This is a genomic window from Chryseobacterium sp. RR2-3-20 (genome assembly GCF_017808115.1).
GTDB lineage: Bacteria > Bacteroidota > Bacteroidia > Flavobacteriales > Weeksellaceae > Chryseobacterium > Chryseobacterium oryzae.
Genome location: NZ_JADQBD010000018.1, coordinates 1 through 25,600, shown reverse-complemented (window position 1 = coordinate 25,600; position 25,600 = coordinate 1). Strand labels below are relative to the sequence as shown.

Annotated in this window: 20 protein-coding genes and 1 pseudogene; 13 read left to right on the top strand and 8 right to left on the bottom strand. The window is 36.4% G+C overall.

Going from position 1 to position 25,600, the window contains the following annotated elements; genetic code table 11:
* Nucleotides 1-6 precede the first annotated feature (6 nt).
* Genes IV513_RS06440 through IV513_RS06430 form a run of 3 tightly spaced genes read left to right on the top strand, consistent with a single transcriptional unit; the run spans nucleotide 7 to nucleotide 4,272 of the window.
* Nucleotides 7-1,716 carry a bifunctional GNAT family N-acetyltransferase/carbon-nitrogen hydrolase family protein gene (locus IV513_RS06440; protein ID WP_209389786.1) on the top strand — a complete coding sequence of 570 codons (1,710 nt, stop codon included), beginning with the start codon at nucleotides 7-9 and terminating at the stop codon, nucleotides 1,714-1,716.
* Complete coding sequence (locus IV513_RS06435; protein WP_209389785.1) at nucleotides 1,697-3,436, top strand: APC family permease; 1,740 nt, start codon at nucleotides 1,697-1,699, stop codon at nucleotides 3,434-3,436. The genes IV513_RS06440 and IV513_RS06435 overlap by 20 nt, the downstream gene beginning before the upstream one ends.
* Before the next feature lie 5 nt (nucleotides 3,437-3,441).
* Nucleotides 3,442-4,272 carry a mechanosensitive ion channel family protein gene (locus IV513_RS06430; protein ID WP_209389784.1) on the top strand — a complete coding sequence of 277 codons (831 nt, stop codon included), beginning with the start codon at nucleotides 3,442-3,444 and terminating at the stop codon, nucleotides 4,270-4,272.
* A gap of 30 nt (nucleotides 4,273-4,302) precedes the next feature.
* On the opposite strand, the pseudogene IV513_RS06425 reads toward IV513_RS06430, so the two are convergent.
* Nucleotides 4,303-5,219 (bottom strand): annotated as a pseudogene (locus tag IV513_RS06425) (IS982 family transposase).
* 131 nt (nucleotides 5,220-5,350) lie between these two features.
* Between IV513_RS06425 and IV513_RS06420 the strand changes: the two are divergent.
* Together IV513_RS06420 and IV513_RS06415 are read left to right on the top strand one after the other, a co-directional pair.
* Nucleotides 5,351-6,187: a hypothetical protein gene (locus tag IV513_RS06420; protein ID WP_209389783.1), complete on the top strand. Its 837-nt coding sequence runs from the start codon at nucleotides 5,351-5,353 to the stop codon at nucleotides 6,185-6,187.
* Nucleotides 6,188-6,311: 124 nt separating this feature from the next.
* On the top strand, nucleotides 6,312-7,733 hold the full coding sequence (locus IV513_RS06415; protein WP_209389782.1) for a hypothetical protein: 1,422 nt from the start codon (nucleotides 6,312-6,314) through the stop codon (nucleotides 7,731-7,733).
* An 83-nt stretch (nucleotides 7,734-7,816) separates the two neighbouring features.
* On the opposite strand, the gene IV513_RS06410 is transcribed toward IV513_RS06415, so the two are convergent.
* A complete protein-coding gene (locus tag IV513_RS06410; protein ID WP_209389781.1) occupies nucleotides 7,817-8,734 on the bottom strand; it encodes an IS982 family transposase in 918 nt (305 codons plus the stop codon).
* Nucleotides 8,735-8,853: 119 nt separating this feature from the next.
* On the opposite strand from IV513_RS06410, the gene IV513_RS06405 reads away from it, so the two are divergent.
* From IV513_RS06405 to IV513_RS06375, 7 genes are all read left to right on the top strand, one after another.
* Complete coding sequence (locus IV513_RS06405; protein ID WP_209389780.1) at nucleotides 8,854-9,708, top strand: mechanosensitive ion channel family protein; 855 nt, start codon at nucleotides 8,854-8,856, stop codon at nucleotides 9,706-9,708.
* Nucleotides 9,709-9,733: 25 nt separating this feature from the next.
* Entirely contained in the window at nucleotides 9,734-11,011 is a 1,278-nt protein-coding gene (locus tag IV513_RS06400) for a DUF389 domain-containing protein (protein WP_209389779.1), read from the top strand.
* A 369-nt stretch (nucleotides 11,012-11,380) separates the two neighbouring features.
* Nucleotides 11,381-13,471: a class I SAM-dependent DNA methyltransferase gene (locus IV513_RS06395; RefSeq protein WP_209389778.1), complete on the top strand. Its 2,091-nt coding sequence runs from the start codon at nucleotides 11,381-11,383 to the stop codon at nucleotides 13,469-13,471.
* A gap of 2 nt (nucleotides 13,472-13,473) precedes the next feature.
* Nucleotides 13,474-14,745 (top strand): restriction endonuclease subunit S, encoded by a 1,272-nt coding sequence (locus IV513_RS06390; RefSeq protein WP_209389777.1) that lies wholly within the window; start codon nucleotides 13,474-13,476, stop codon nucleotides 14,743-14,745.
* Between the two features lie 175 nt (nucleotides 14,746-14,920).
* Nucleotides 14,921-15,907, top strand: a complete 987-nt coding sequence (locus tag IV513_RS06385) for an Abi family protein (RefSeq protein WP_245168880.1) — start codon at nucleotides 14,921-14,923, stop codon at nucleotides 15,905-15,907.
* Between the two features lie 7 nt (nucleotides 15,908-15,914).
* On the top strand, nucleotides 15,915-19,190 hold the full coding sequence (locus IV513_RS06380; protein WP_209389776.1) for a DEAD/DEAH box helicase family protein: 3,276 nt from the start codon (nucleotides 15,915-15,917) through the stop codon (nucleotides 19,188-19,190).
* Nucleotides 19,191-20,604: 1,414 nt separating this feature from the next.
* Nucleotides 20,605-20,934, top strand: coding sequence for a hypothetical protein (locus IV513_RS06375; RefSeq protein WP_209389775.1), 330 nt, complete (start codon nucleotides 20,605-20,607; stop codon nucleotides 20,932-20,934).
* Between the two features lie 258 nt (nucleotides 20,935-21,192).
* Here IV513_RS06375 and IV513_RS06370 read toward each other — a convergent pair whose 3' ends face one another.
* The 4 genes from IV513_RS06370 to IV513_RS06355 all read right to left on the bottom strand — a co-directional run bounded on the left by IV513_RS06370 (nucleotide 21,193) and on the right by IV513_RS06355 (nucleotide 23,090).
* The gene (locus IV513_RS06370; RefSeq protein ID WP_209389774.1) at nucleotides 21,193-21,402 is read right to left on the bottom strand and encodes a hypothetical protein; all 210 of its coding nucleotides are present in this window, start codon (nucleotides 21,400-21,402) and stop codon (nucleotides 21,193-21,195) included.
* 76 nt (nucleotides 21,403-21,478) lie between these two features.
* Nucleotides 21,479-21,742, bottom strand: a complete 264-nt coding sequence (locus tag IV513_RS06365; protein ID WP_209389773.1) for a hypothetical protein — start codon at nucleotides 21,740-21,742, stop codon at nucleotides 21,479-21,481.
* A gap of 12 nt (nucleotides 21,743-21,754) precedes the next feature.
* Complete coding sequence (locus IV513_RS06360) at nucleotides 21,755-22,207, bottom strand: DUF5675 family protein (RefSeq protein ID WP_209389772.1); 453 nt, start codon at nucleotides 22,205-22,207, stop codon at nucleotides 21,755-21,757.
* Nucleotides 22,208-22,286: 79 nt separating this feature from the next.
* Complete coding sequence (locus tag IV513_RS06355; protein ID WP_209389771.1) at nucleotides 22,287-23,090, bottom strand: hypothetical protein; 804 nt, start codon at nucleotides 23,088-23,090, stop codon at nucleotides 22,287-22,289.
* Nucleotides 23,091-23,198: 108 nt separating this feature from the next.
* On the opposite strand from IV513_RS06355, the gene IV513_RS06350 reads away from it, so the two are divergent.
* On the top strand, nucleotides 23,199-23,756 hold the full coding sequence (locus tag IV513_RS06350) for a thermonuclease family protein (protein WP_209389770.1): 558 nt from the start codon (nucleotides 23,199-23,201) through the stop codon (nucleotides 23,754-23,756).
* Between the two features lie 117 nt (nucleotides 23,757-23,873).
* Here IV513_RS06350 and IV513_RS06345 read toward each other — a convergent pair whose 3' ends face one another.
* The gene (locus tag IV513_RS06345) at nucleotides 23,874-24,374 is read right to left on the bottom strand and encodes a GNAT family N-acetyltransferase (protein ID WP_209389769.1); all 501 of its coding nucleotides are present in this window, start codon (nucleotides 24,372-24,374) and stop codon (nucleotides 23,874-23,876) included.
* A gap of 230 nt (nucleotides 24,375-24,604) precedes the next feature.
* Complete coding sequence (locus tag IV513_RS06340; RefSeq protein ID WP_209389768.1) at nucleotides 24,605-25,159, bottom strand: hypothetical protein; 555 nt, start codon at nucleotides 25,157-25,159, stop codon at nucleotides 24,605-24,607.
* Nucleotides 25,160-25,600 lie beyond the last annotated feature (441 nt).

The window sequence follows — 25,600 nt, the reverse complement described above, 5'->3', positions numbered from 1 at the left end:
AGTAATATGATGAACTCAACACAACATATAGAAATTTGTCCCCTAAAACCTGACCAATATTCAGAATTATTGGACGTCATGAAGAAAGCCTATCCCAATTGGCAGGGCAGTTATTGGAGTGAAAAATCCATTCAAAAACTAACAGAAATTTTTCCGGAAGGCCAGTTAGTTATCCTTATTGAAGGTAAAGTTGCCGGATGCGCACTCTCGCTAATTGTGGATTACGAAAAATTCGGAGATAAGCACACCTACGAACAAATCACCGGAAATTACACTTTTTCTTCCTTTGATGAAAACGGAAAAACGCTTTACGGTATAGAAGTCTTTATCCACCCGGATTACAGAGGGTTAAGATTAGGAAGAAGATTGTATGACGCGCGAAAAGAACTTGCCGAAAAACTGAACCTTAAGAATATTATTTTCGGTGGCAGAATTCCTTTTTATCATAAATACGCCGATGAACTTTCACCAAAACAATATCTTGAAAAAGTAAAACACAAGGAAATTTACGACCCGGTGCTGAGTTTTCAGATGAGCAACGATTTCCATGTAAAGAAAATTATTAAAAACTATATTCCGGAAGATGTGCAGAGCAAAGAGTTTGCAACGCTTTTGGAATGGAACAATGTCTTTTATGAAGATGAAGATTCCGACAGAAAAACACCAAAGAAAAACGTCCGTATCGGCTTGGTGCAGTGGAAGATGAGGATGTATAAAAATTTGGATGATTTGTTTACGCAGGCAGAATATTTTGTGGACGCTATTTCCGGTTACAAATCCGATTTTGCCTTATTTCCGGAATATTTCAACACCTCGCTGATGGCGGAATTCAAAAATGTTTCTGAAGCCGAAGCCATGCGTTTGCTTTCCAAATACACGCTTCAAATCCGGGATAAATTTAGTGAATTGGCTGTTGCTTACAATGTAAATATCATTGCCGGAAGTATGCCTTTCTACGAAAACGGCGAACTGAAAAACACGGGTTTCCTGTGTCACAGAAACGGGAAAATAGACCGTTACGACAAAATTCACATTACGCCCGACGAAACCAAATATTGGGGCTTGAAAGGTGGAGATACTATTAAAACTTTTGACACCGATGCCGGAAAAGTGGGCGTTTTAATTTGTTACGATGTTGAATTTCCGGAACTTCCCAGAATCTTGGCAGACCAGGGCATGCAGATTTTGTTTGTGCCTTACCTTACCGACACGCAGAATGCCTATATGCGTGTAAGAAAATGTGCCGAAGCCAGAGCCATAGAAAACGAATGTTACGTGGCAATTACAGGAAATGTGGGCAATCTTCCGCAGGTGGAAAATCTCGATATTCATTATTCGCAAAGTGCGGTTTTCACGCCAAGCGATTTTGCTTTTCCGAGTAACGCCGTGAAAAGTGAATCCACACCAAACACGGAAATGATTTTGATTGCTGATGTAGATTTAAAATTATTGGACGAGCTCCACGAATATGGCAGCGTAAGAAACCTGAAAGACCGCAGAAGTGATCTTTATAACATTATGTCCTGCACCAAGGAGTTTGAAGTGAAAGAAATTGCTTCGGACCGAAAATTGCCTGTAGAAGTGGAGGCGCGTTATACCAGCCTCAGAAACCGTGTTGATATGCCGGTGGGAACTATAGGAATGATTGGCATCAACGAAATTATGCAGGAAAAAACTAAAGAAAAAAATGTAAGAAATGGAAAAGTCCGTTCATAAAAAACTCAACGAGCTACAGTCCACAGCAATCAGCGGAAACGACATTAGTTCAAGTTGTCTGTATGTTTCAGCGCTTACCGTGATGTATGCCGGTCAGTTTGCTTGGATTTCACTTTTGGTAGTTGCTGTGGTCTTGTTTCTATTCAGGAAAATATATGGAGAAGTTGTGGGTGCTTTGCCATTAAACGGCGGTGCTTACAATGTATTGCTCAATACGTCCTCAAAAAAAGTGGCTTCAGTTGCCGCAGCTTTAACGGTGCTGTCTTATATGGCAACTGCGGTAATTTCCGCTTCGGAAGCCATGCATTATCTCGACCATTTAATTCCGGTGAATGTAATGTTGGCAACAGTAGTGGTTTTAGGCATTTTTACGCTGTTAACCATTATAGGAATTTCGGAATCGGCAATTGTTGCGGTGGTAATCTTTATTACCCATTTAGCCGCTTTAAGTTTATTGCTTATTACGGGAATTGTGTTTGTTTTGGGAAATGGTTTAGATGTTTTCGAACTCAATTGGAGTTTGCCGGTGAAGGGCGGAAGTTTACTCACGGCACTTTTCTTAGGATTTTCTGCAGCAATGTTGGGGATTTCAGGCTTTGAAAGTTCAGCCAATTTTGTGGAAGAACAGAAGCACGGCGTCTTCCCGAAAACATTAAGAAATATGTGGGCCGTAGTTAGTTTTTTCAATCCTGTGATGGCGCTTTTGGTAATTTTTATAATTCCTGTGGCCGATGTTCAGGAGCACAGTTCGGCATTATTGGCTTACCTTGGCAGCAAAACCGGCGGAAGTTGGCTTGCAACCATTATTTCCATTGATGCGGTTTTGGTGCTTTGTGGTGCAGTTCTTACGTCTTTCGTGGGTGTTTTGGGTTTGGTAAACCGTATGACTTTAGATAGAATCTTGCCCAATTATTTTCTGAAAACCAACAAAAAAGGCTCTTTTTACAGAATTGCAATAGGTTTTCTGATTCTGTGTGTTTCCGTATTGTTTGCTACAAAAGGCGATTTGGCTTCGCTTGCAGGGGTTTATACCTTTTCATTTCTTTCGGTAATGGCACTTTTCGGAATAGGGAATTTACTGCTGAAAATCAAGCGGCGAAAACTTCCGCGTCCCGAAAGAGCAACTGTTTTGAATGTTCTGATTGCGGTTTCGTTTGTAGTTTTAGCATTTTTTGGTAACATTTTGCTTAACAAAGCGGCTTTTTATACGTTTCTGCAATATTTAATTCCGGCATTATTGGTGGTGGGCGTTATGCTGAACCGAACCATCATTATTTCGGCTTTAATTTCGGGTTTAGAAGCATTTTCCAGACCTTTCAGGAAATTTTTCGTCAGGTCAAACAGATATTTACGGCGTTTAAACCGCAATATTCATTCGCAGGAGTTCGTGTTTTTCACAAAAAAAGATGATGTGGCCATTATGAATAAGGTGATGCAGTATGTGCAGAATAACGAGACCACCAAAAAACTTAAAGTGGTAAATGTTTTCCGAGAAGGTGATGACAACGGAGATTTAAAATCGGACCTTCGTGTTTTGGACCGTGCCTATCCGGAAATTGATATCGAGTTTATAGAAATTCCCGGCGAGTTTACACCACAACTGATCGATGAACTTTCCCGCCATTGGAATATACCGAAAAACTTTATGTTCATAGCCTCGCCAAGCGACCGATTTAGTTATCGTGTGGCAGATTTGGGTGGTGTAAGATTAATTATGTAGAAATTATGAAAAATATAGAATTTACGTTTAGAGAACTCTTGAACTTCAAACTTTTTACCATAGGTCAAGCCGATATTTCGGTTTCTTCGCTGATATTTTTAGTCATTTTTATTTTGGCTTTAAATTTTATTATAAAACTCATTCGGAAACTGATTTACCGCTCTCATAAACTTGATGAATCTAAAAAGTTCACCATTTTCAGTCTGATTAAATACGTTCTTTATGTCGTTGGTTTCATTCTGGGGATGAATATGATCGGCATAAATGTTTCTGTTTTGATGGGCGCTTCCGCAGCTTTATTGGTGGGTATTGGTTTGGGTTTGCAGAATATTTTCAGCGACTTTGTTTCAGGAATTGTGTTGCTGTTGGATTCGAGCATTAAAGTTGGCGATATTATCGAAGTCGATAAACTCGTTTGTCAGGTGAAGGAAATTAATTTGAGAACCACCACCGTTTTAACGCGGGACGACAAATATGTAATTCTGCCGAACACTTTTCTCACCAAAAACAATCTGTTCAATTGGACGCACAGCAATCTCAATTCAAGGTTTGATATTCAGGTGGGTGTTGCTTACAGTTCCGATGTTCAGACTGTTATGGATATTTTAAAATCTGTAACTGCCGCTAATCCGAAAGTGGTCAAAACACCGGAACCGTTCGTTAGATTTAATGATTATGCAGATTCTGCCTTGATTTTTAATGTTTATTTCTGGTCAAGTGATCCGTTCAGGGTAGAAAATCTCAAAAGTGAATTGAGAGTTAAATATTTTGAAGCGTTCAGAGAGCACGATATTGAAATTCCTTTTCCTCAGAGAGTTGTTCACCACGCAAATTGATGAGGGTATATTAATTAACCTGAGTTCGGGTTAAGCAAAGTTTAAAAATAATTGGCCGTCATTTACTTTTTTTAAGTTTAGTGATGGTTTTTTTGGAAAGAAACAATATGCAGAAAGTCCTCCAAGAATGTTCATCATAAAATTGTTTACACTTCTGTGACGAGTATGTTCTACTTGACAATGATTTTTTAATTCGTCATTTATCGTTTCAATGATGGCTCTTTTTCGGAGCAAAATTTTATCTTCCATATTCATAATATGGTTTTTCATATTCTTTCGAAGTTTGGTGAAAAGTTGTATTCCATCTGCGAAAAGCATCTCCCACAAGGCTTTGGAAAGGTATCCTTTGTCTGCGAATAGTTTCCCAAAAAGTTGCTCTGTCATTTTTTTGATGTGTTTAGGGTTTCTATCATCCACATTTCCTTTCGTTAAATAAAACGATAAAAGTTCGCCCTTTTCGTTGCAAGCCAAATGCAATTTAAAACCATAAAACCAACCCATTGAAGATTTCCCACGCTCTGCAAGACCTTTGAATACTTTATGATTGTGTATCCTTTGGTTCCTGCAAACTTTTAAAGTTGTGCTATCCATAAAACTGATTCCTGTACATTTTCCCAAAGCTTTTTCTTTTAGAAACAGAGCGAAAACTACAAAACTTCTTTGCTGAAGTTCTACAAATCGGTTATAGGAAAGGCTTTTGGGAAACAAATCTTTCCAATATCCACAAATAATTTGTTGGTAATAATGCTTGAAAGTTTTATGAGCTCCCAAATGAAATCCAATCATGATGGTAATTATTTCAGAATCTCACATTTGAGTTTTTCTGTTTCTTCTTTTCTTGTCACTTCCAAGAGCCTCAAGCTTCATTTTTTTGATTTTTTTTCAAATTCTTTACAAAAATCATCAACCTGTACAAAAATATTTGTAATTTGGTCTTTCAAAATCATAAGTAATAATTCGTTAAATATTTGAATGTTAGATACTTAAATATACGAATTATTACTTTTTCTTGCAAATTTATTTTTTAATCTTATCCCGAACTCGGGTTAATTTATGAAAACTTAAAAAGAATAAAACTATGAAAACAAAATTACTTTTAGTCTTATTAATGATAGGATTGCATTACACCACTACAGCACAAGTAGCCCATGATTACAAACCAAATTGTTGCCGATTGGCAGGAGCAACCTTTACTTCGGAGAAAAGTTGCTATTGTTCTGGTTGTGCGGCTGTAGATAAAAAAAATGCCGAAGCCAAAGCCGCAGAAGATAAACGTGTACAAGAAGTAGTGGCAAAAAAAGAAGAGGAAAAAAAGCAAAAAGCTATTGCCGAAGCAAAAAGACAAAAAGAGGAACTGGATAAAAAAGCAAAGGATTCTAAAGCGAATGTGGTGCATTTGGGATTTGGAGATACAAAGAATTCAGAAGCAAAGAAAATTAAAAACTCTGGAAATATTTATAAAGTTGAAGTGGTAGGAGAAAGATTGGGTTGTGATATTACTAATCCAGTGCTTCATAAAATTTATAAGAATGGAAAATTGGCTTTTGAAACAGATAATTTTTTTTGGATTGAACCTTTTATAAATGACAAGACTGGTATGTTTTGGGCTTCAACGAGCAAAGGAGGATGTGGTTGTGATATTGGCATAAATAGAAAAGTTTTTTTGAATGATAAGGGAGCGGTTGTTTCCATTGCAGGAATATCGAATTTTTATGTAGCATATCAATCTGGAGGTGAGGCATTAGTAAGTGTTTATGATGGAAGTTGCCAACCTGATGACTCTGGAGAGTCGTATGTTGAATCAAAATGGGGAGTAACAGATTATTATTTATCACTCGATGATTTTAGTTTGTTACGAACTGAAAAAAGTAAGGCAAAGAGCCCTTGCGATTGTAATAAGAAAATTGTTAATTAAAAGAAACATGTAAGAAATAATTGCCATAAAAATAAAACTAATAATTATACTATTGCTGCTAAATGTAGGCGTAGTATGGGAGCAGGAGAAAATAATTAGTCTTTAATTTTTATAAATAAACATCATGAAAACGATAAAACTACTCCTAGTCTTTTTGCTTAGCATACCATATACGGTAAATGCACAAGAAGAAGTTGCCGATTATAAACAATTTGAAACGCTCGCGAAAAAGGTTAATTCGATTAATTATGCCACCAACGGTAAAATTGTAAAAAACAATAATGATGACATCGCTATCAAGAATCCTAAAAATAATTTCATGTTTAATTATAATGACCTTACGGTTAATTACATTAATGGTATCGAAGGAGCATTGCTGGTTTATGAAAATATGGACTTAGCAGAAATAGAAGAAGTAGGCATATTAGATGAAGCGATTGGCGAATGTGGAATGGTCATTCTTACTCCTAAAAATAAACAGAAATTTACAATAGTCGTAGATGGTAAACCAACTACGAATGAGATAGATGCAATAGGCTTTTATTTTCCTTATAACGATAAAGCTAAAGGCAAGGAGATGTTTGAAGCGTTATCAGAGCTTATTTACCTATGTAAAATAAAAAAAGGGATTTCTACTAAGAAAGAAACCGAGCAAGAATTAGCTTTATGGCAAAAAATACATGATAGTAATAATCTAGAAGAATATTATGCGTTTATAAAGAAATATCCCAAATCCATTTTTAAATTAATGGCAGAGGATAGAGCGGAAGCATTGGATAGTAATATACACTATTTTACTAAAGATTATACAGGATTTCATCTAGGAATGTCAGAAAATGATTTTAAGCAACTTTTAGAGAAAAAAGTAAAAGAAGTTGCTGCGAATACATATAAAATGGATAAAAATTTGAAATTATTTCTGGACAATTATAAAGTAGAATTTACTAATAAGGCACCTTATTCGCTTTATTATTTTGAAAACTATTACCCATCTGTACTTTATTCCGATATAGATATTAACGCAGGAAGCTTAACCATGATATGTGCAGAAAATAATTTGCGATTAGATTGCTTATCTGATAATACCGCTACGTACGCTTATTTATTAAATAAAATAGACATTAAGTATAAAAAATTATATCAATTGCAAATGAAGGATTTACCTGTTTTTTTCCATACTATTTTGAATACACAAGGTAGTGATCTTCAAAAAGTATTTGTGCCTTCATCAGTAAAGTCCATGCCTACAGAGTTTGCGTTTAATAAAAATAACCTCACGCATATCACCTATTCATACGTTATCGGTAATAGTTATCAGGATGGCGATGATTTGCTTCGCCCCATTTATAATGCATTTGGAACGCCATTCTTAGAAAAAAAATACATCCCTCAACGAGAAACCATTGCTCCGAGAGAAGGCAAGGTTGCTTATTTTGATAGAGGCAAATACTACATTCTTGCAAAAGCAATCAGGCAATATTCATCCTCACCATTTGATATATTAAGTACGTATATGGTTACATTAACAATCCATGTAAAGCAGTAGTATGAATAATCAGTTTTTCACAGGATATTACGCTCTTTCGGGAGAAAAAATATATTTGGGAGATAAATTAACCTGAGTTCGGGTTAAGCAAAGTTTAAAAATAATTGACCGTCATTTACTTTTTTTAAGTTTAGTGATGGTTTTTTTGGAAAGAAACAATATGCAGAAAGTCCTCCAAGAATGTTCATCATAAAATTGTTTACACTTCTGTGACGAGTATGTTCTACTTGACAATGATTTTTTAATTCGTCATTTATCGTTTCAATGATGGCTCTTTTTCGGAGCAAAATTTTATCTTCCATATTCATAATATGGTTTTTCATATTCTTTCGAAGTTTGGTGAAAAGTTGTATTCCATCTGCGAAAAGCATCTCCCACAAGGCTTTGGAAAGGTATCCTTTGTCTGCGAATAGTTTCCCAAAAAGTTGCTCTGTCATTTTTTTGATGTGTTTAGGGTTTCTATCATCCACATTTCCTTTCGTTAAATAAAACGATAAAAGTTCGCCCTTTTCGTTGCAAGCCAAATGCAATTTAAAACCATAAAACCAACCCATTGAAGATTTTCCACGCTCTGCAAGACCTTTGAATACTTTATGATTGTGTATCCTTTGGTTCCTGCAAACTTTTAAAGTTGTGCTATCCATAAAACTGATTCCTGTACATTTTCCCAAAGCTTTTTCTTTTAGAAACAGAGCGAAAACTACAAAACTTCTTTGCTGAAGTTCTACAAATCTCTTATAGGAAAGGCTTTTGGGAAACAAATCTTTCCAATATCCACAAATAATTTGTTGGTAATAATGCTTGAAAGTTTTGTGAGCTCCCAAATGAAATCCAATCATGATGGTAATTATTTCAGAATCTGACATTTGAGTTTTTCTATTTCTTCTTTTCTTGTCACTTCCAAGAGCCTCAAGTTTCATTTGTTTGATTTTTTGTTCAAATTCTTTACAAAAATCATCAACCTGTACAAAAATATTTGTAATTTGGTCTTTCAAAATCATAAGTAATAATTCGTTAAATATTTGAATGTTAGATACTTAAATATACGAATTATTACTTTTTCTTGCAAATTTATTTTTTAATCTTATCCCGAACTCGGGTTAATTAATATGAAATATAAATGGAAACCGGAAAATTAATAAGGTCATTTCAGGACAGTTGGAACAGTTTTGTAGAACAGATTCCCAGTCTCCTTGCCGCTATTTTGGTAATTGCATTGGGCATTTTTATAGCCAATAAACTCACGGACCTTTCTCGGAAGTTTATAGCAGGCAAATCGACAGACCCGTTGATGACCAATTTTTTGCTCAAAGCCATTAAAACGGTATTTGTCATTATCGTTATTATGTTCGGGTTGAAAGTTGCCGGTTTGGACGGAATTGCTACAGGAGTTTTAACAGCCGCAGGTGCTTCTGCCGTGATTTTGGGATTTGCCTTTAAGGATATCGGAGAAAATTTTATTTCAGGAATTATTCTGTCGTTCAACAGGCCTTTCAACATTAATGATACGGTGAGTATCGGCGATATATTCGGCAGGGTGAAATCCATGGAGTTCCGCTACACCAAACTGAAGACTTTTGACGGCAAAGATGTCTATATTCCGAATAGCGACGTGATAAAAAAACCGGTGTTCAATTTTACCGAAGACGGTTACTTCCGGATGGATTTTATGGTCGGTATTGCTTATGAAAATGATATCGACCAAGCCAAGAAAATCATTTTGAACACGATGAACAGTCATCCGCTTTCCTTAAAAGATGAAGACCGTGAACCTTTCGTAATGACGGACGAATTGGGTGTTAATTCCGTCAATATCAAGGTGTTTTTCTGGGTAGCAGCCGAAGATTACCGCCGTGATGCCCTGATGATTCGCAGCGAAATGATTGATCAGGTGAAAATCAATCTGCTTACCAACGGTATTTCTATGCCGGCCAACATTCAGGAATTGAAATGGTATAATGAAAAAAAATTGTAATTTTATGGCCTAAATTATCCTGTAAATGAACAAACTTTTCAACCTTCACAACGGCGAAGAGAACAAAGAGAAAGTCCTTGAAAATGTAAAAAACAGCATTTCCTTTTCGGGTTCCAATTTCTGGATTTTGGCCTGTGCCATTATGGTCGCTTCGGTTGGTCTCAATGTCAATTCCACGGCGGTGGTTATCGGTGCGATGTTAATTTCCCCTTTAATGGGTCCAATTGTGGGCGCAGGTTTCGCTTTAGGGATTTACGATTTCACGCTTTTAAGAAAATCGCTTAAAAATCTGTTGATTTCTACTTTAGTGGGTTTAATAGTATCATTTTTATACTTTTTAATTTCGCCTTTCAAGGAAGCGCAGTCTGAGATTTTAGCAAGAACAGCACCTAATATTTACGATGTGTTAATAGCCTTTTTCGGTGGTTTGGTAGGCGTAATTGCAGTCACGAGAGTTGAAAAAGGAAATCCAATTCCGGGCGTGGCCATTGCAACCGCCTTGATGCCACCGCTCTGCACAGCAGGCTATGGCTTGGCTACAGGAAACTTCGGCTACTTCGCCGGGGCGATGTTTCTGTATACCATCAATTGCGTTTTTATCTGTATTGCTACTTTCATTATTGTAAAATACCTCAATTATCCAGCAGCAGGGTTGGTGGATAACAAAAAAGCAAGTTCAGTAAGAAACTGGATTACTGCAATCACCTTGCTGATGATTATTCCGAGTGTGTATTTTGCTTATCGCTTTATTCAGCAACAAAGATTTTATGACAAAGTTTCACAGTTTATCACCACAGAATTTGAAGATAAAGGAAATGCCATAGTTTACCGGAAAACATTTTATTCCACTGATCCGCGTCGAGTAGAACTGGCATTTCTGACAAGGCGTTTTACTGCAGATCAGATTGCCGAAGAAAACAAAAAGATGGCAGATTTCGGTTTAGAAAATACCAAACTGATTATTCGTCAGGACAGTGCTTTCCTCGCCAAAGCCAATAAAATTCAGAATAATGAAGCCGGCAATGACGCTGCAAAAATCGCTGCCGAATTGAACGCCAAAATAGACCGCTATACCTTCAATACAGAAAATCTTTATTCCGAAGCCAAAGCAATATTCCCCGACTTGAAGTCACTTTCTGCTGCAAAGCAAGAAATACTTTCTGATGCTGATTCTGCTGCTGTAATTCCTGTAGCGATATACGAATCTGAAAAAGAACTCCCGGAAGCCGAAAAACAAAAACTCAGAAAATGGTTACAGGTTAGGTTGAAGGTAGATACACTCGAACTTTATATGAGAAATTAAAAAACAAAAAGTGATTTCTTATAATTTGAAATGCTTTCACCTTTATTTGCTCTGCTTTTCATTTTTTGTAGAAAGTAAGTAAAGTAACCAAAGTTCGGCAAAAGAAAATTTTTATTTTTTCTTTCAGAAAAAAAATGCTGAAATAGATGTTTACAGTGCAAACGGCTCTCCACACTTCCCTACTTTTCCCATAACTTCATTGTTTTAAATAGTTTTTTTTCAACAAAATTTTTTAAAAAAGTTTTGTTTCAAAACTTACTTACTTTACTTACTTTTTTCAATTTCCCTTTTTTTCTCTCGTTTGCATTTTGTATTTTTGAAGTTTTAGCAATAATTTAAAAATCTTATCATAATAACCAATACAATTCAATGATTATCAATATATTAAAATACGAAAGCGATGTTTGGAAAACCGCCGACCTCTTAATTGGTGCCGGTATAAAGCAGAGCGATTTCCCGAAATTTATGATGCCTTTTTTCGCCCTTTTAATGGTAGAAAGTAGGCTTATTCGCGAAGCGGATAAATTGGCAGTCGAAATGGGAAAAGATGATATGGATGATTTCATTGAAGTGTTCAAACTTGAAGGTTTAGGCTATAACGATTATGTTATTCGCAAGGGAATTACGCTGAAAGACATTGCCAAAAATGACAAAAGTTTTGATGCCGATTTTGATGCTTATCTAAAAGCGTTTGATAGCGAAACCAAATTCCTTTTGGGGGTAGATAAAGGTAACGAAGAAGAAAAATTCTTAGATATTTCAGGAACTGCAGGATTACTGAAAAAAAAGAGAATACTTTTCGATACCGTAAAAGCTTGGAGTGAAATTGACCTTACACCGTTCAACAATTCCGAAATCACAACTTTAGAAGAGCATATCAAAAGAAAATGGGCGGATATTTCAGCGGAAACTGCCGGAGAACAGTATACACCGGATGATATTATTGCTTTGATTTCAGAATTAATCACCTCTAAAATAGAGGACAACGGACAGTTTCTTACCATTTACGATCCAACCTGTGGCGGCGGAAACCTGCTTTTTGGGGTGGAAGATAAAATTCAGGAAAATTTTTCCCGACCTACCGCAACTTACGGTCAGGAATGGAATGACACACTTTATGCACTCGCAAAAATTGAAAGCCGTTTCAGAAAAGACACTTCCATAGAATACGGAAATACCTTAACCGATACAGGAAAATTTTACGATAAATCCTTCAACATCGCAGTCGCAAATCCGCCTTATGGTGTGGATTGGAAAGGTTATCAAAAAGAAATTACCAACGACCAAACAGGTCGCTTTATGGCATTACCTTCTATTTCAGACGGACAGTTTTTGTTTACCCAACATATTCTTTCCAAACTGAATGACGATAATGGTTTTGCAGTAGTTGTTCACAATGGCTCTACTTTGTTTAGTGGTGATGCAGGAAGTGGCGAAAGCAATATCCGAAAATATTTCTTTGATAATGATTGGGTGGAAGCCATCATACAAATGCCGACAGACGAATTTTTCAATACAGGTATATACACGTATTTGTGGGTGTTCAACAAAAATAAACCTGCCGAAAGACAGGACAAGGTGATACTCATCAACGGAAGCGATTTTTGGGAAGGATTAAAAAAATCTAAAGGTAAAAAACGCAGACAGATGAATGCCGAAAACCGCAAAACTATTGTAGATGCCTTCATTAATTTTGAAGATACCGAATACGCAAAAGTTTTTGATAAATGGGAATTCTATTACAACAAACAGGCAATCTTGCTTACGAATGTGGACTTTGAAGGTAAATCTATAGAAATGCCCGATAAAATTTCTAGAAACGGTGATGTAGTAGAAGAAAAAGCCATTAAACTAGACTTAAAATCTCTAGCTATTCTTGACACGCTGAATTTGCAAAACGCAAAATCAATCAATCCGCGTAAAGAGTGGAAATATGATAAAGAAGAATATCCCACTTTAGAAGATTTCTACAACGGCTATTTCAAAAGTTTTGTGGCAAGTTTTGATTATACCGACGATGCATTTATTGCGATTGACGAAGATGGAAACGCCTACACTTGGGACAAAAAGCGAGAAACCATTGTTGCAACAGGTAAAAATCAGCAAAAAGAATACCTCGGAAACGGCAAAATCCTCATAAAATCCAAATACACAAAAGCCACCAAAACAAAAGACGCAAAAATTACGGTTTGGGCAGAATTGGTGAAAGACACGCAGAAAGATTATGAAATCATCCCGTTTTCGCCCAATGAAACTGAAAACCGTAAAAATATAGAAGCATTTATGGCGAAATACGTGACCAAACCTTTTGAGTATCTTGAAAATACGGTAGGTGTAGAACTGAACTTCAACAAAGTGTTTTACAAACCCGAAGAACTGCAGGATTTGGACGAACTGCGAGCAAATCTTATGGCGTTGGAAGTGGAGTTGGAAAATCTTGAAAAAGAGTTGGAGGTATGATAATGGAATCTAATATCCAAATCCCCACACATTGGAAAATTGATCGGATAAAAAATATTGGGAGTGTAAATGGAAGGGTTGGTTGGAAAGCACTAAAAGCATCAGAATATGTTGATGAAGGATTTTTCTTTTTATCCACACCTAATATTAAAGATATTGAAATCGACTTTACTAACGTAAACTATATTACAGCAGAAAGATATTTTGAATCACCTGAAATTATGCTTCAGATTAATGATGTTCTACTAGTGAAAGATGGTTCAACTTTAGGTATTGTGAATGTTATTAAAAATCTGCCGTCAGAAGGAACAGTGAACAGTTCAATTGCCGTTTTACGTTTCAAAAATCAAAATTCGGTTTTTATTTATTATTTCCTTAATTCAAATTTTATCCAAGAAATAATTCAATTAAAAAAAGATGGAATGGGAGTTCCTCATTTATTTCAAAAAGATATCAATAATTTTGAAATATTTTTACCGCCACTTCCCGAACAAACCGCCATCGCCAATTATCTTGACCTAAAAACCAGCACCATTGATAAAAAAACCGAACTCCTAAACCAAAAAATAGAAACCTACAAAAAACTCCGAAAAGCCATCATCAACAAAGCAGTTACAAAAGGTTTGGACAATAAGGTGGAATTAAAGGATAGTGAAATAGACTGGATTGGCAAAATTCCGAAACACTGGGAAGTGAAAAGGGTTAAAGATGTTTTTAATACCATTTCAGGCGGAACACCTTCAACAAAAGAAAAGGAATTTTGGAGTGGGGATTTTCCTTGGATTCCTTCCGGTAAAGTGCAAAATAATGAAGTTACATTAGAATGTGTCGAGGATTATATTTCAGAAGATGCATTTAGTGGAACTAAAATCGCAAGTCCAAATTCAATCTTAATTGCTTTAACAGGTGCTACTTGTTCAAATATTGGTTATTTGCATTTTGAAACAGCGATAAATCAGTCTATTGTTGCAATGAGTAAAAAGAAAAATTTATTTGAAAGATTTTATTTTTATTTTCTAATTTCAGGAAAAGAAAAGATTAGAACTTTAATGACAGGTGGTGCGCAAGGAGGCATCAATCAAGAAGATGTTAAATTTTTTGATATTGTATATCCAACTTACGAAGAACAACGCCAAATCGCAGACTACCTCGATCAAAAAACCGCAACCATAGACAAAATTGTCGCCAATCTGCAAACCCAAATCGCCACGCTTCAGCATCTTCGCAAAGTGCTCATCAATGATGCGGTTACAGGTAAAATAAAAGTGGTTTAGCACAGTGTTTGTATTATGGTTTACTCAAATGTTTACATATTTGTTAACAAACTTCTTGCAAAAGTCTTACACTTGTCTTACATTTGCATTACAAAAGTGCTTTTCAGATTTAGAAAGCATATTGATATAGAAAGTTTTTCAACTAAAGATAATACACCCTCCTTGCCTCTTAACAATGCACACTTGGAGGGTCTTCTCTTTTTATACACCCATGAGTAAGAAAGAATATCAGAAACCGCCGTTACTGTTTCAGGACCAATTGCAACTTCTTAAAAAAAGAGGTTTAGTGGTTGCCGATGAACCCAAAGCCATATCTGTTTTAGAGCAGATTAGTTACTACCGTTTTAGTGCCTATTTTATCCCTTATCAAAAAATAAAAGATACTTTTGATGCAGGAACTACTTGGGAACAGGTGCTAAAAACCTACGCATTCGACCGAGAACTTCGTCTGTTTGTTTTTGATTGTATTGAAAGGGTTGAAGTGGCAATCAGAACCCAATTTATCTATCAATTGGCGATTAAATACAACAACTCGCATTGGCAGGATGACCCGAGAATTTTTATCTCTGCCCATTACAACAAGTTTGGAAAATTGGTAGACCCCCATTCAAGTTTTCAGGATATTATTCAGAAAGCAAAAACAAACCGTAAACCCGAGGTTTTCATAAAACATTATACCGATAATTACCATAAACCTGCGAATCCACCTGCTTGGATGTGTTTTGAACTGCTTACCATTGGCGAACTGTCTGGTTTCTATAAAGGTCTTCGGCATAATGACGATAAAAAGTTAATTGCAGATTACTTCAAACTTCACCACACCGTTTTTCAGTCTTGGCTACATTCCTTAACTTATGTGCGAAATATTTGTGCCCATCATTCGCGGCTTTGGAACAAAGATTTGGCAATTGAACCTTCTCTTTTGTTAAAGCCGAAGGGAAATTGGGTAAGCAACAGGTATAATAACAACCGAAGAACATTCTATTTTATTTGCGCCTTGAAATATCTAATGGATGCATCCGGACAAAAAAATGATTTCACCGTAAGATTAGATGATTTGCTAAAAAAATACAGTGAAGTTCCGATAGAATATTTGGGAATTCCATCAGATGGAAAAGGAAATTTACTCGATTGGAAAGCAGAACCATTATTTTCAAACTAAAAAAACTATGAAAGAACTTGACCTTCAGGAAAAATACCTTATCAACTTCCTATGCGAACGAACCGATGGTTTAAAATACCGTGAAGCAAAAGCAAACACCGTTTCACCCTCATTTTTTATTACTGAAGATTTGAGGTCTTTCATTTCCGAAACCTCTCTCAATAAGGTAAATTACAAAAAACTCCTAAAAAAATTTGGTTCCGAAAAAGAACTGATGGACGCATTTACCGTTTTTTTAGACGACAAAATAAAATCGTCTATGAATATGGCGGTGTTTCTCAACACCAATAAATCGGTAACTTTTGAAGGGGTAAAACTCCATTTGTTCTATCCCAGCGGAAGTGTTTTGAAAGAAGATGCATTGTTTGACGAGAATATTTTTACTGTTGTTCAGGAACTTCCTTATACTTACAAATACGAAGGCAAACAACAGTATTCATTCCGTCCCGACCTTACATTTTTTGTAAACGGAATTTTCTTTGGCTACAGCGAACTGAAAAGCAATTGGAACAGCCAAACCGCACTGAAAAATGGTCGTGGAAAAGTGATGAAAGATTACCAAAATGCAGTGCAGCAATATTTGGTGGTGGCCGATAAAAACGACACCTCACAATCTATTCGCAAAGACTTCCTCCATATATTCGAAAAAGCTGTTCACATTACTTCTACAGACCTTTCCGATACTTATGTAATTCGGAATGTTTCAATACTTTTAGATGAAATAAAACAGTCTGTAACCGATGGAAGTTTTGATTTTACAGATTATGAAAAAAAATTCCTGAATGAATTCAAACCTTATCCGTTAAGAAATCGTGAAGGTTCCAAAATTGAAAAATTTGAAGAGGTTTTCCGCTCCCTTTATGACAAAAGAATGGTGGAAAAAGAAATCCTCTACTACAATTTCATTGAGCGGGAACTCATAAAAAAAGAAGGCAGCAGAACAAAGGAATACAAACACAACGACGGTAAATTAATTGCTCCGCGCCCAAAACAGAAATTTGGAGCGGATAAAGTACTTACCAAAATTGATGAATTTCTTGCTAATGAAGCATACCCCGAATATTTTATCAAAAAATTGGAAAAAGAGCTTTTGGACAAAGGTCTAGGAACTGCACAAATTCAGGAACTCATTGCCAAGAGATTAAAATATCAGAACAACAAAACAATTTATTCGCTCCTTTTACAGTATGCTGCCGGTTTCGGAAAAAGTAATATCATTGGTTGGCTCGCATTGCAGTTAAAAGATTTGCGGAAAGACGGCGAATTCATTTATGATAAAGTAATGTTGGTGGTGGATAGATTGCAGTTACGCGACCAATTGGACAGCAAAATGCATAATATGAACATTCAGAAATCAATGTTCATTGAAGCGACAGACCGAAAAAGTTTTATCGATGCTTTGAGTTCCGATAAAAGAATTGTGGTGGTAAATCTTCAGAAGTTCAGTTCGGTTGATAATATTTTGGATGCTTCCACAGTAGAAAAACTTTCCAAATTGCGTATTGCTTTTCTGATAGATGAAATACACCGAAGCAACAGTGGAACGCAACACGAAGATATGTTGAGTGTGTTCGATGAATTGCAGAGCAGTTTTGATAATAATGATAAATACAAAAAAATCCATACCAAAAAAAATCTAATCGTAGGTTTTACTGCTACACCAAGTGACCATACATTGGCGCGTTTCGGGGAGTTTAACAAATATGCGGAAGCCGAAAAAATATGGGTGCCTTTTGATAGTTATACGATGAAAGAGGCAATTTCAGATGGATATATTCTAAATCCAATAAAAGGGATTGTGCCTGTTTCCGCAAAAATGTTTTTTGAAATACCTGATAACGAATTGGAAGGTTTTGAAAATGATTTAGGGTATGAATTGGAAGAAATTCCCGAAGGAACAGATACAGGAATTGATGAGTACGGTAAAAAGTATGCGATAAGAAAAAAGAAAATTTATCAAAATCCACATCGTATTGAAGCGATTTCTAAATTCGTGGTCGAAAGACTGGTAACCACTGTATATCACAATATCAGAGGAACTGCAAAAGCAATGTTAGCGGTAAGTTCCATTCCGGCGGCAATTAAATACAAAAACTTTATTTCTAAATTTTATCAGGAGACAGTTGGAAATCCTAAATATGAAAGATTTGCAGATGCACCTGTTTATATTATTTATTCCGATAGTCAGGATTATGCAAGTTGCAGTTCATTAAATGGTGGTTTAAGTGAGGAAAGGGTTTTGCAGAATTTTAAAACATCCAAAAACGGTATTATTATCGTGGTAGATAAATTGCAGACAGGTTTTGACGAACAGAAACTACATACCTTGTTTTTGGATAAAGAGATCCGTGGTATAAATGCCATACAGACCATTTCTCGCGTAAACAGAACAACCAAATACAAAAACGATTGTAAAATCATAGATTTTTCTTACAAAAACGTCAATGTTCAGAATATTAAAAAAGCATTTGAACACTTCAGCAATGTGGTAGTTTCAGATTTCGATCCTTTGGGCGATGAAGAAAAATTGGAGGTGATTTATTCTGATTTGCAGAAAGATATGCTTTTCAAAAAGTATTTTCCAATATTCACGGCTTACCACAGCAAAGAACCGGATGTAAGTATGATAATGCAGATTGAAGAGGGCTTTGATGATTATATTCGAAATAACAAGCAGGAAGCAAAACAGTTAAAAGTAGCAATTCAGAAGTATTTCAGAATTTTGAATCTCATTGAATTTGTTATTGAACTGAATAAGAAATACTCAGAAAAACTGTTTTTGGAGTTTTGGCACCGGTACAATATCATTTACAACCAAATCAACCGCACAGGAGAAATTATTGATGATGTTGAAATTTATTTTGACAACCGTATTGGTATTGTAATTCCTCAGGAATATGAGCAAAAAGAAAAGAAAAAAGTAGTAGCAGAGTCACGGGGAGATTATGGAGACGATAAAAAATACCGCTACAATATTCTGAAAGTTATTGAAAAAAGAAATCAGGAAGAAGAAGCCGTTGAAGAATTAATCAAAGATTTTGAAGAGAAGATTTCCACTCTTTTTCAATTTGTAAAGCAGGAAGATACGGGCAAGCGTTTGATAGCAAAAATTTTAGATTCAGGCTCTGCATTTTCGCAGGATGAGATCTATGCAGATTTTTCTAAAATCTACCGCAAGTTTACCATAAAGAATAAAACATTAGGCGATTTCTTCATTCGTGAAACCAAAGATATTCTCAACCAATTATGTGATGATTTTGAACGGACATTAAAAAAGGAATAAATTACAGTTCAGATTATATATCCCCGCTCTGCCACAGCAAGTTACATAATCGAAATTATGGTCAAATTGCCGGCGCAAAACGTTGCCCTCCAGTCCGCAAGCTCCCTTACGTGCAAATGCAACCACATCATTGCCCATAATTTGAGATTATGTAAAATGCTTTCCTTGCAACGGGCGAAGCCCTTTTGCTCCAACGCCTTCCAGCCGCTCATGCAGTTATAATTTACACGTTCAGTTCCACAATTCAAAACCTACATATCCCCACCAACCCTGCTAAGGATGCAGAAAAATGGTGCAGAGAGTTTCGGGATTTATCCAGTTCCTACAGCCAATGTATTGCTTTTTTTCAGCGGATAAGTTTAGTGGCAATACAGTCGCTTTCGTCACCACGCACAGTAGTATTCCATACTGAAGAAAATTGCTTTAGCAGCCGCCATATTTTCACCACACACCAAAAACACTTGAGTTTCATAGGCTATGGTTTTCAGTGTGTTTATGGCGCGTGCTGAAATTTCTAAGCAAAAGCATTTTCTTTCCGCCCTCCATACCGCTGTCTTTGCAACCGCTGTTACAGTTCAGGCAAATAAGGAAGATTTATGCAAGTTGACAATTTCGTCACGCACCATTTTTCTGCGAAGTGTTTACCCCGTTTTGCCATCGCTTTCCCAAGTGGTGTTTTTATATGCACGGACGAGCCGTCCATACAAAAACACCACCGCTCACAGGAGCATAGCACTCTTCCAAGTCTTCACAGCACTATGCACCTGTCTTTTCCATCGCTTTTCCTCGCTTTGAGTGCAATATCATTTGAAAATTTCGGTCTTTTAAAGAGAGTTCTTTCCCACAGCTTCCCAATTTTCTACAGAATATAGCCGTCATTCACTTTACTGTTCCTGAAGAACAGTTTTTCTCTGCCGTCTATACACTTCCGTCACCGCGCACACCAGTATGCCGCCCCTCCAAGTATTCGGTGCGCCATACAGGTGTCTTTTCCATTTCTTCCCACCGCTTTGAGTGTCTGCATAATAAGCAAATATCTGCCAATATCGAGTTTTCAAATTCCCATAAATAGAAGATTTCGGATAAGAAAAAATAAAAAAAAAGAAAGTAAAGTTCTGTAGTCAGGAAAATGCGTTGACAATATCAAGCCCTAAAGGGTTTTTTGCAAAAAAAGATAGCCGTGAAAAATAATACGTCCATCTTTTTTGCAAAAAAATATTGCATCGCATTTTCCTTCCACACGGTCGGAGCACTTTCTTTTTTTCTTTTTTTTCTTTTGAAAAATTTTCAGCGGAGCAAAATTTTTTAAACCAAAATTATGCTCACACACAAAGTACGGACGTACTCAGTCCACAGCCCAGCCCCGGAAACAGCTCTTTACATCCTTTCAAGAGGAAGAAACGCAGGAAAACCAATGCTTGAACCCTGCCCGAACTGCCACATCATTTACGTTACCAGTACGGAAGAACTCGAAACCTACTATTGGACTTTTTACGCCTTTTGGAAGCATGGCTTTTTCCACCCGCACCTTTGCGGAAGCGTTATCGAAATGCTTCGCCTTTCGGATCTCAAAATCTTGCTTCGCAACTGGATCCAGCCCGGCATTGAAAAAGCAACTAGAAACCCGGAAATGGTTAACAAAATCAAATCCACGTGGGAATTGGAGCAGAAGATGCAGAAGCAGTCCGAACTGCTCAAGCAATTAAGAGATTCGCTCGTTCGCAAATATTATTTTTCAATCTAAACTCAAAAAACTTCCTTCGGGAAGTTTTTTATTTACCTAAGATCTAAAATTTTAACGCGCCGACCAGCCACCGGATGCCAACGCTGATTTTTCCACACCCTGACTTTGACTTGATTCACCCTGATTTAACCGATAAGCGCAACATAAAGCATACATATTTCGCCCCTTTATAAGAAACGGTGCAAACGGAGGAAAGCAAATAATAAAGCCGGTCTTTTGAACCGGCCTGAATGGATTTCGTTGAAGATAAGCGCCTGTCTATGGCTGATTTCCTGACTCACCGGGTGAATTTTCGGACGAATTTTCGCCCGATTTTCGGGATTTTTCGCCATACTCTTCAGAACTGATTGCAGTCTGACTGACCGCCCCGATGATGGAGCCGCCTAAAAGCAAATACCCACCGACGGAAACGACTGCTGCAGGAAGAGCCACCGGAGCAGCCACAAGAACACCGCCAACCGCTGACAACGCCAGTCCAAGATTACGCACAATTCTGAACCATTTTGGTGTTGGTTCCAATACGCGATCCACTAAATTTAGGTTTCTATTTTTCATTGTCTTGATTTTTAATTTGATTCAACTCGATTTTATTGATTCTTTGTTCCAAATATTCAACCTTCTGATTTAGAAGATCGTAACTGTTCTTAAACTCGGTTTTGATGACCAGAGCCATGGTCTTAACTTCCGACATATCCTTTTCCATACTTTTAAAGTCGGTGTGCAGTTGCCGTATAAAGTAGGCGACTACCGCCAAAAGAACACTGCTGATAAAACCAAAGAACACGCTCACTGTGATTTCATTTTCCATAATGTTCATTTCTTAGAATTGAAAATTATTACTGATTTCAATCTGATTATCTTTTCCGGTCGCGGCTTCATACAGTTTTTTGTAAACCTGCTTGTAAGCGTCCACGCTTTGCAAAACCTGATAATCGCCGTCTTTTTTAATGTAAGACAGTCCGACAAGCGGACAGCCTGCAGTGTGTTCAATCGTGTTTCCAATGTGAATATAGACTGCAGAAAAGGTCGGAAGTTCGGCAATCTCAATCATTCCTTTGTGAATTGGTCTGTATTTCGGAAAATAGGTTTTATTCATTCCGCCCCAAGTGTTGAGTCTTAACCTAAAGACACCTTCCGGAATAGCAGTTTGCTTCATAATCTTAACGGCTCTGATTTTATCTTCCAGGAGAAAACACTGGAAAATGCCGTCAATGTATAAATGCGAGAGTGTAGAATTTTTGCCTTCTGCAACTCTGATGATTTTTGTTTTCATAACTGATTAAGTATTTGTGAAATAGTAAAGTGAAACAAAAAAGGCTTCCCTGTTCGGGAAGCCCTTTGAAGATTTTATCCTAAAATACTTCCTCAATTTTGAGACAGTTTCCGGAGGCGAAAGGATAATAATTTCCGTTAACTTCCTGAAAGAACTCAATGCCGATACACTGAACCACCGAAACTTTATTGTCCAAAACAGGAGCGCCCGGAAGTGTTGCTGTAATGGTATCACCTGCATAAGGAACATTCAACGGAATGTACGGGGAATAAGCGATGTTTGTCAGCTCATTGTTCACCATGTCATCAGGTTCGTAGGTTCCTGTGGTCGGATTGTAAGAAAAATCAGAAAGAACCGAGATCGCGTTAATCAGTCTGAAATGAGTTGCACCTGAAGGAGCAGTAATCAGATCAGCAGGATTAAACGCCGCCACGATAAAATCTGAAGAAGTTCTTCCTGCATCCGGCTCGATGTCGTAAGGAGCATTAAAAATACCGGAGATAGAAAGATTTTTGTTGAATTCAAATCCAAGCAAATAATTCCTCTGAGTGGACACTTCAACTTTTCGGTAACCTCTGGCTTCGGTTCCGTCCTCCAGATTGATTTTCTTCATGATAGAAGTTAAACGACCGGTTACCTGTGGATCCGTAAATTTTCCCATAAGAGCGGAGAGAGCCGTTCTTAACGATTTACCAACCTTGGCGCAACCTCCAAATTCGTTCATATTTTCGCGTGTTCTTTCGAACTCCGGTGCAGAGTGCACCTGCTGTGCAGTTGGACCGCCGACCATACCGGCGAAAAATCCTTCCTGACCTTTGATTTTAAAATGCCTAACGTCACCGATTGTTCCGACGTATTTCATGAGGCCTTTTTGTCTTGCCATTGTTTTAAATTTTAAAAATTAGAAAAGAGAGAAAAACACTGTTGTCTAGACAGATACAAATATCATTCATTACCTTTATAAAAACAATAGTTAAAACACTGAAAACCAATGAAATACAGTGCAATAAGTGCAAATGCTAACGAAACGGAGAGCAGCACAACAGGAAATGAAAGTCTAAAATATTTCCAAATCCCTAACAGCCATATGGAAACTTTTTGGATAGTGGAAGAAGTCGTGGACGGAGACAGTCTGAAAGTAAAACAAGAATTCACACAGGAAAGGCGCGAAATACGACTTTACGGATTGGATGCACCGGAAGTTCATTTTTCGAGAAAAATGCGTGAGGATGAAGCGAAAACAGGCATACCTGCCAGTTTACTGCTTCAATATGGTTTGATGTCTTTGGATTATGTTCTGCAAGTTTGTCCACCAGGAACACGGATAACACTTTTAACAGAATTGGATAACCGGACAGATTTTTGGCTGAGAGATTTGGCTTATGTCATTCTGCCGACCGGCGAATGTCTGAATGAACTATTAATAAATAAAGGCTTTGCTAAAGCAAGCCATTCTTACTATTGTTCTATGCTTGCTGAATATCAGCAGTTAAATTTCCTTGCAAAACAGAATAAGGCAGGAATCTATCTGTTTATCGATGTTTTCTGATTTGTTCTCCTTATGTTCTACCTATCGAGATAAGAGAGTAAGGAAATGTAGTGTTTAAAGCACTCTGCAATAAGATTTGATATAATACTATGTTATCGGCAGTCCTTTTATTGCGATTTATTTTTCAATTTTATAAATGACTGCATCTTGTCCGTCAAAGTTTACATCTTTTTCATATTCTAGACCAATTTTTTCAAGCACTTTTATTGAGCCAATATTATCTTTCATTGCTCGTCCAATAATTTTTTTCAGTTTTAGATTTTCAAAACCATATGTTAAGCATTCTTTTGCACTCTCGGTTGCATAACCTTTATTCCATTCCTCTTCAAAAAATCGAAATCCAATATCTGTTTCATTATCAATTTCTCCAAATTTTAATCCGCACCATCCAAGAAATTTATTTGTTGATTTTTCAATTACCGCCCATCTTCCATAACCGTTATGTTTATAATCTTTGTAATTTTCAAGAAAATTTTTGGCTTCGCTTTCATTTTTAAATGCTTTGTCACCTGTATATTTTATGACATTTGGATTTAGGTTCAATTCATAAAAATTTTTAGCATCATCAGTATTTAATTCTCTTAATATCAATCTCTCAGTTTCAAATATTTTCTTCATTTATGCGGATTTTTGGTAGGATTGCCGATAACGGAAAAAGTATTTGCGAAGGGCGGGCTAAATTTAACTGAAACTTCAATTTCGACCGAACGAAGCAAATTGCTTTTTCAGATTGTTAAATTACAAAAAAATACAATATGAAAAGCAAGTTGCGACTAAATGCATCGCGTTTTTTTATTATATATTCAACCCCGCCTTTTGCAAATACAATGTTATCTGTAGTCGTAATTTCAATTTTGCAAGTCAAATATACACTTTTCTCTTACCTCCCAAATTTTTTCTAGATCGAATTGCGGTTTATCTTGTATCCATTTTTCAAAAAAGAGTTTATGAGTTTTGATTTTTTCTTCATATATTTCGTTGTATTCTATTTCACTTTCTTCTAATATTTTATCTTCAAGGTCAGAATACTGAGAATTCGGATTTGTGAAATCATAATATTCGTTCACAATCTTTAAATAGTTATGTGCCTCAGGAATATATTCAAGATCATATTCATTCAGTGTATTTTCAATCTTTTTGGTGTATTCAGCATCCATCTTAAAAATACCAAGAATCAGTTTAATGTCATTCCTATCATTTTCAAGTGCCAGTTTTCGTAGAGTTGAATGTTTCGTGCTACAAGTTCCAGCTTTATCTTCAAATACGCATAAAAGGCTCTTCTTGTTTCTATTCCTCTTGTAAGGAAGTTTTGAGATAAAGTCACACGCACCTTTAAAATCTTTAATTCCTCTTTTTAGAAATTCGTTTGAAACATCGCCTTTATTTTCAATGGTAAAATTCATTTATTGACAGGGTTTTGGAACGATTACAGATAACGGAAAGGGGCTTTGCGAGGTGCGGGCTACTGCAACCGAAATTTCAAGAGGTGACCGAACGCTAGCAAAAACTTTTTCCATTTTTTAAAATTACGAAAAAACTAAAAAATGGAAAAGTTTTTTGTGGGTATTTTCTGAAACTTTTCTAAGAACACCTTCAACACCGCATCTTGCAAAACCCAAGTTAGCCGTAGTGCTTTTTATATATTTCTTCTTTTTTTCTCTTTCTCATATTGTTTGTAAATCCTAATCGTGAATAAATACATTACAGAAAGACCTCCTAATACGAATACTGAAATTGATTTTTTAGGATCAGTTTCAAAAGTTGGGGATTAATATTAAAAATTGATATTTTTGCAGAGGATGAAAACAGAAGACCTACTCAAGTTATTATTGCCTGAATACTTA

Excerpts from the sequence above, each read along its gene's own strand:
- IV513_RS06440 (WP_209389786.1), top strand. The coding sequence starts at position 7 with ATGATGAACTCAACACAACATATAGAAATTTGTCCCCTAAAACCTGAC.
- IV513_RS06435 (WP_209389785.1), top strand. The coding sequence starts at position 1,697 with ATGGAAAAGTCCGTTCATAAAAAACTCAACGAGCTACAGTCCACAGCA.
- IV513_RS06430 (WP_209389784.1), top strand. The coding sequence starts at position 3,442 with ATGAAAAATATAGAATTTACGTTTAGAGAACTCTTGAACTTCAAACTT.
- IV513_RS06420 (WP_209389783.1), top strand. The coding sequence starts at position 5,351 with ATGAAAACAAAATTACTTTTAGTCTTATTAATGATAGGATTGCATTAC.
- IV513_RS06415 (WP_209389782.1), top strand. The coding sequence starts at position 6,312 with ATGAAAACGATAAAACTACTCCTAGTCTTTTTGCTTAGCATACCATAT.
- IV513_RS06410 (WP_209389781.1), bottom strand. The coding sequence starts at position 8,734 with ATGATTTTGAAAGACCAAATTACAAATATTTTTGTACAGGTTGATGAT.
- IV513_RS06405 (WP_209389780.1), top strand. The coding sequence starts at position 8,854 with ATGGAAACCGGAAAATTAATAAGGTCATTTCAGGACAGTTGGAACAGT.
- IV513_RS06400 (WP_209389779.1), top strand. The coding sequence starts at position 9,734 with ATGAACAAACTTTTCAACCTTCACAACGGCGAAGAGAACAAAGAGAAA.
- IV513_RS06395 (WP_209389778.1), top strand. The coding sequence starts at position 11,381 with ATGATTATCAATATATTAAAATACGAAAGCGATGTTTGGAAAACCGCC.
- IV513_RS06390 (WP_209389777.1), top strand. The coding sequence starts at position 13,474 with ATGGAATCTAATATCCAAATCCCCACACATTGGAAAATTGATCGGATA.
- IV513_RS06385 (WP_245168880.1), top strand. The coding sequence starts at position 14,921 with ATGCACACTTGGAGGGTCTTCTCTTTTTATACACCCATGAGTAAGAAA.
- IV513_RS06380 (WP_209389776.1), top strand. The coding sequence starts at position 15,915 with ATGAAAGAACTTGACCTTCAGGAAAAATACCTTATCAACTTCCTATGC.
- IV513_RS06375 (WP_209389775.1), top strand. The coding sequence starts at position 20,605 with ATGCTTGAACCCTGCCCGAACTGCCACATCATTTACGTTACCAGTACG.
- IV513_RS06365 (WP_209389773.1), bottom strand. The coding sequence starts at position 21,742 with ATGGAAAATGAAATCACAGTGAGCGTGTTCTTTGGTTTTATCAGCAGT.
- IV513_RS06360 (WP_209389772.1), bottom strand. The coding sequence starts at position 22,207 with ATGAAAACAAAAATCATCAGAGTTGCAGAAGGCAAAAATTCTACACTC.
- IV513_RS06355 (WP_209389771.1), bottom strand. The coding sequence starts at position 23,090 with ATGGCAAGACAAAAAGGCCTCATGAAATACGTCGGAACAATCGGTGAC.
- IV513_RS06350 (WP_209389770.1), top strand. The coding sequence starts at position 23,199 with ATGAAATACAGTGCAATAAGTGCAAATGCTAACGAAACGGAGAGCAGC.
- IV513_RS06345 (WP_209389769.1), bottom strand. The coding sequence starts at position 24,374 with ATGAAGAAAATATTTGAAACTGAGAGATTGATATTAAGAGAATTAAAT.
- IV513_RS06340 (WP_209389768.1), bottom strand. The coding sequence starts at position 25,159 with ATGAATTTTACCATTGAAAATAAAGGCGATGTTTCAAACGAATTTCTA.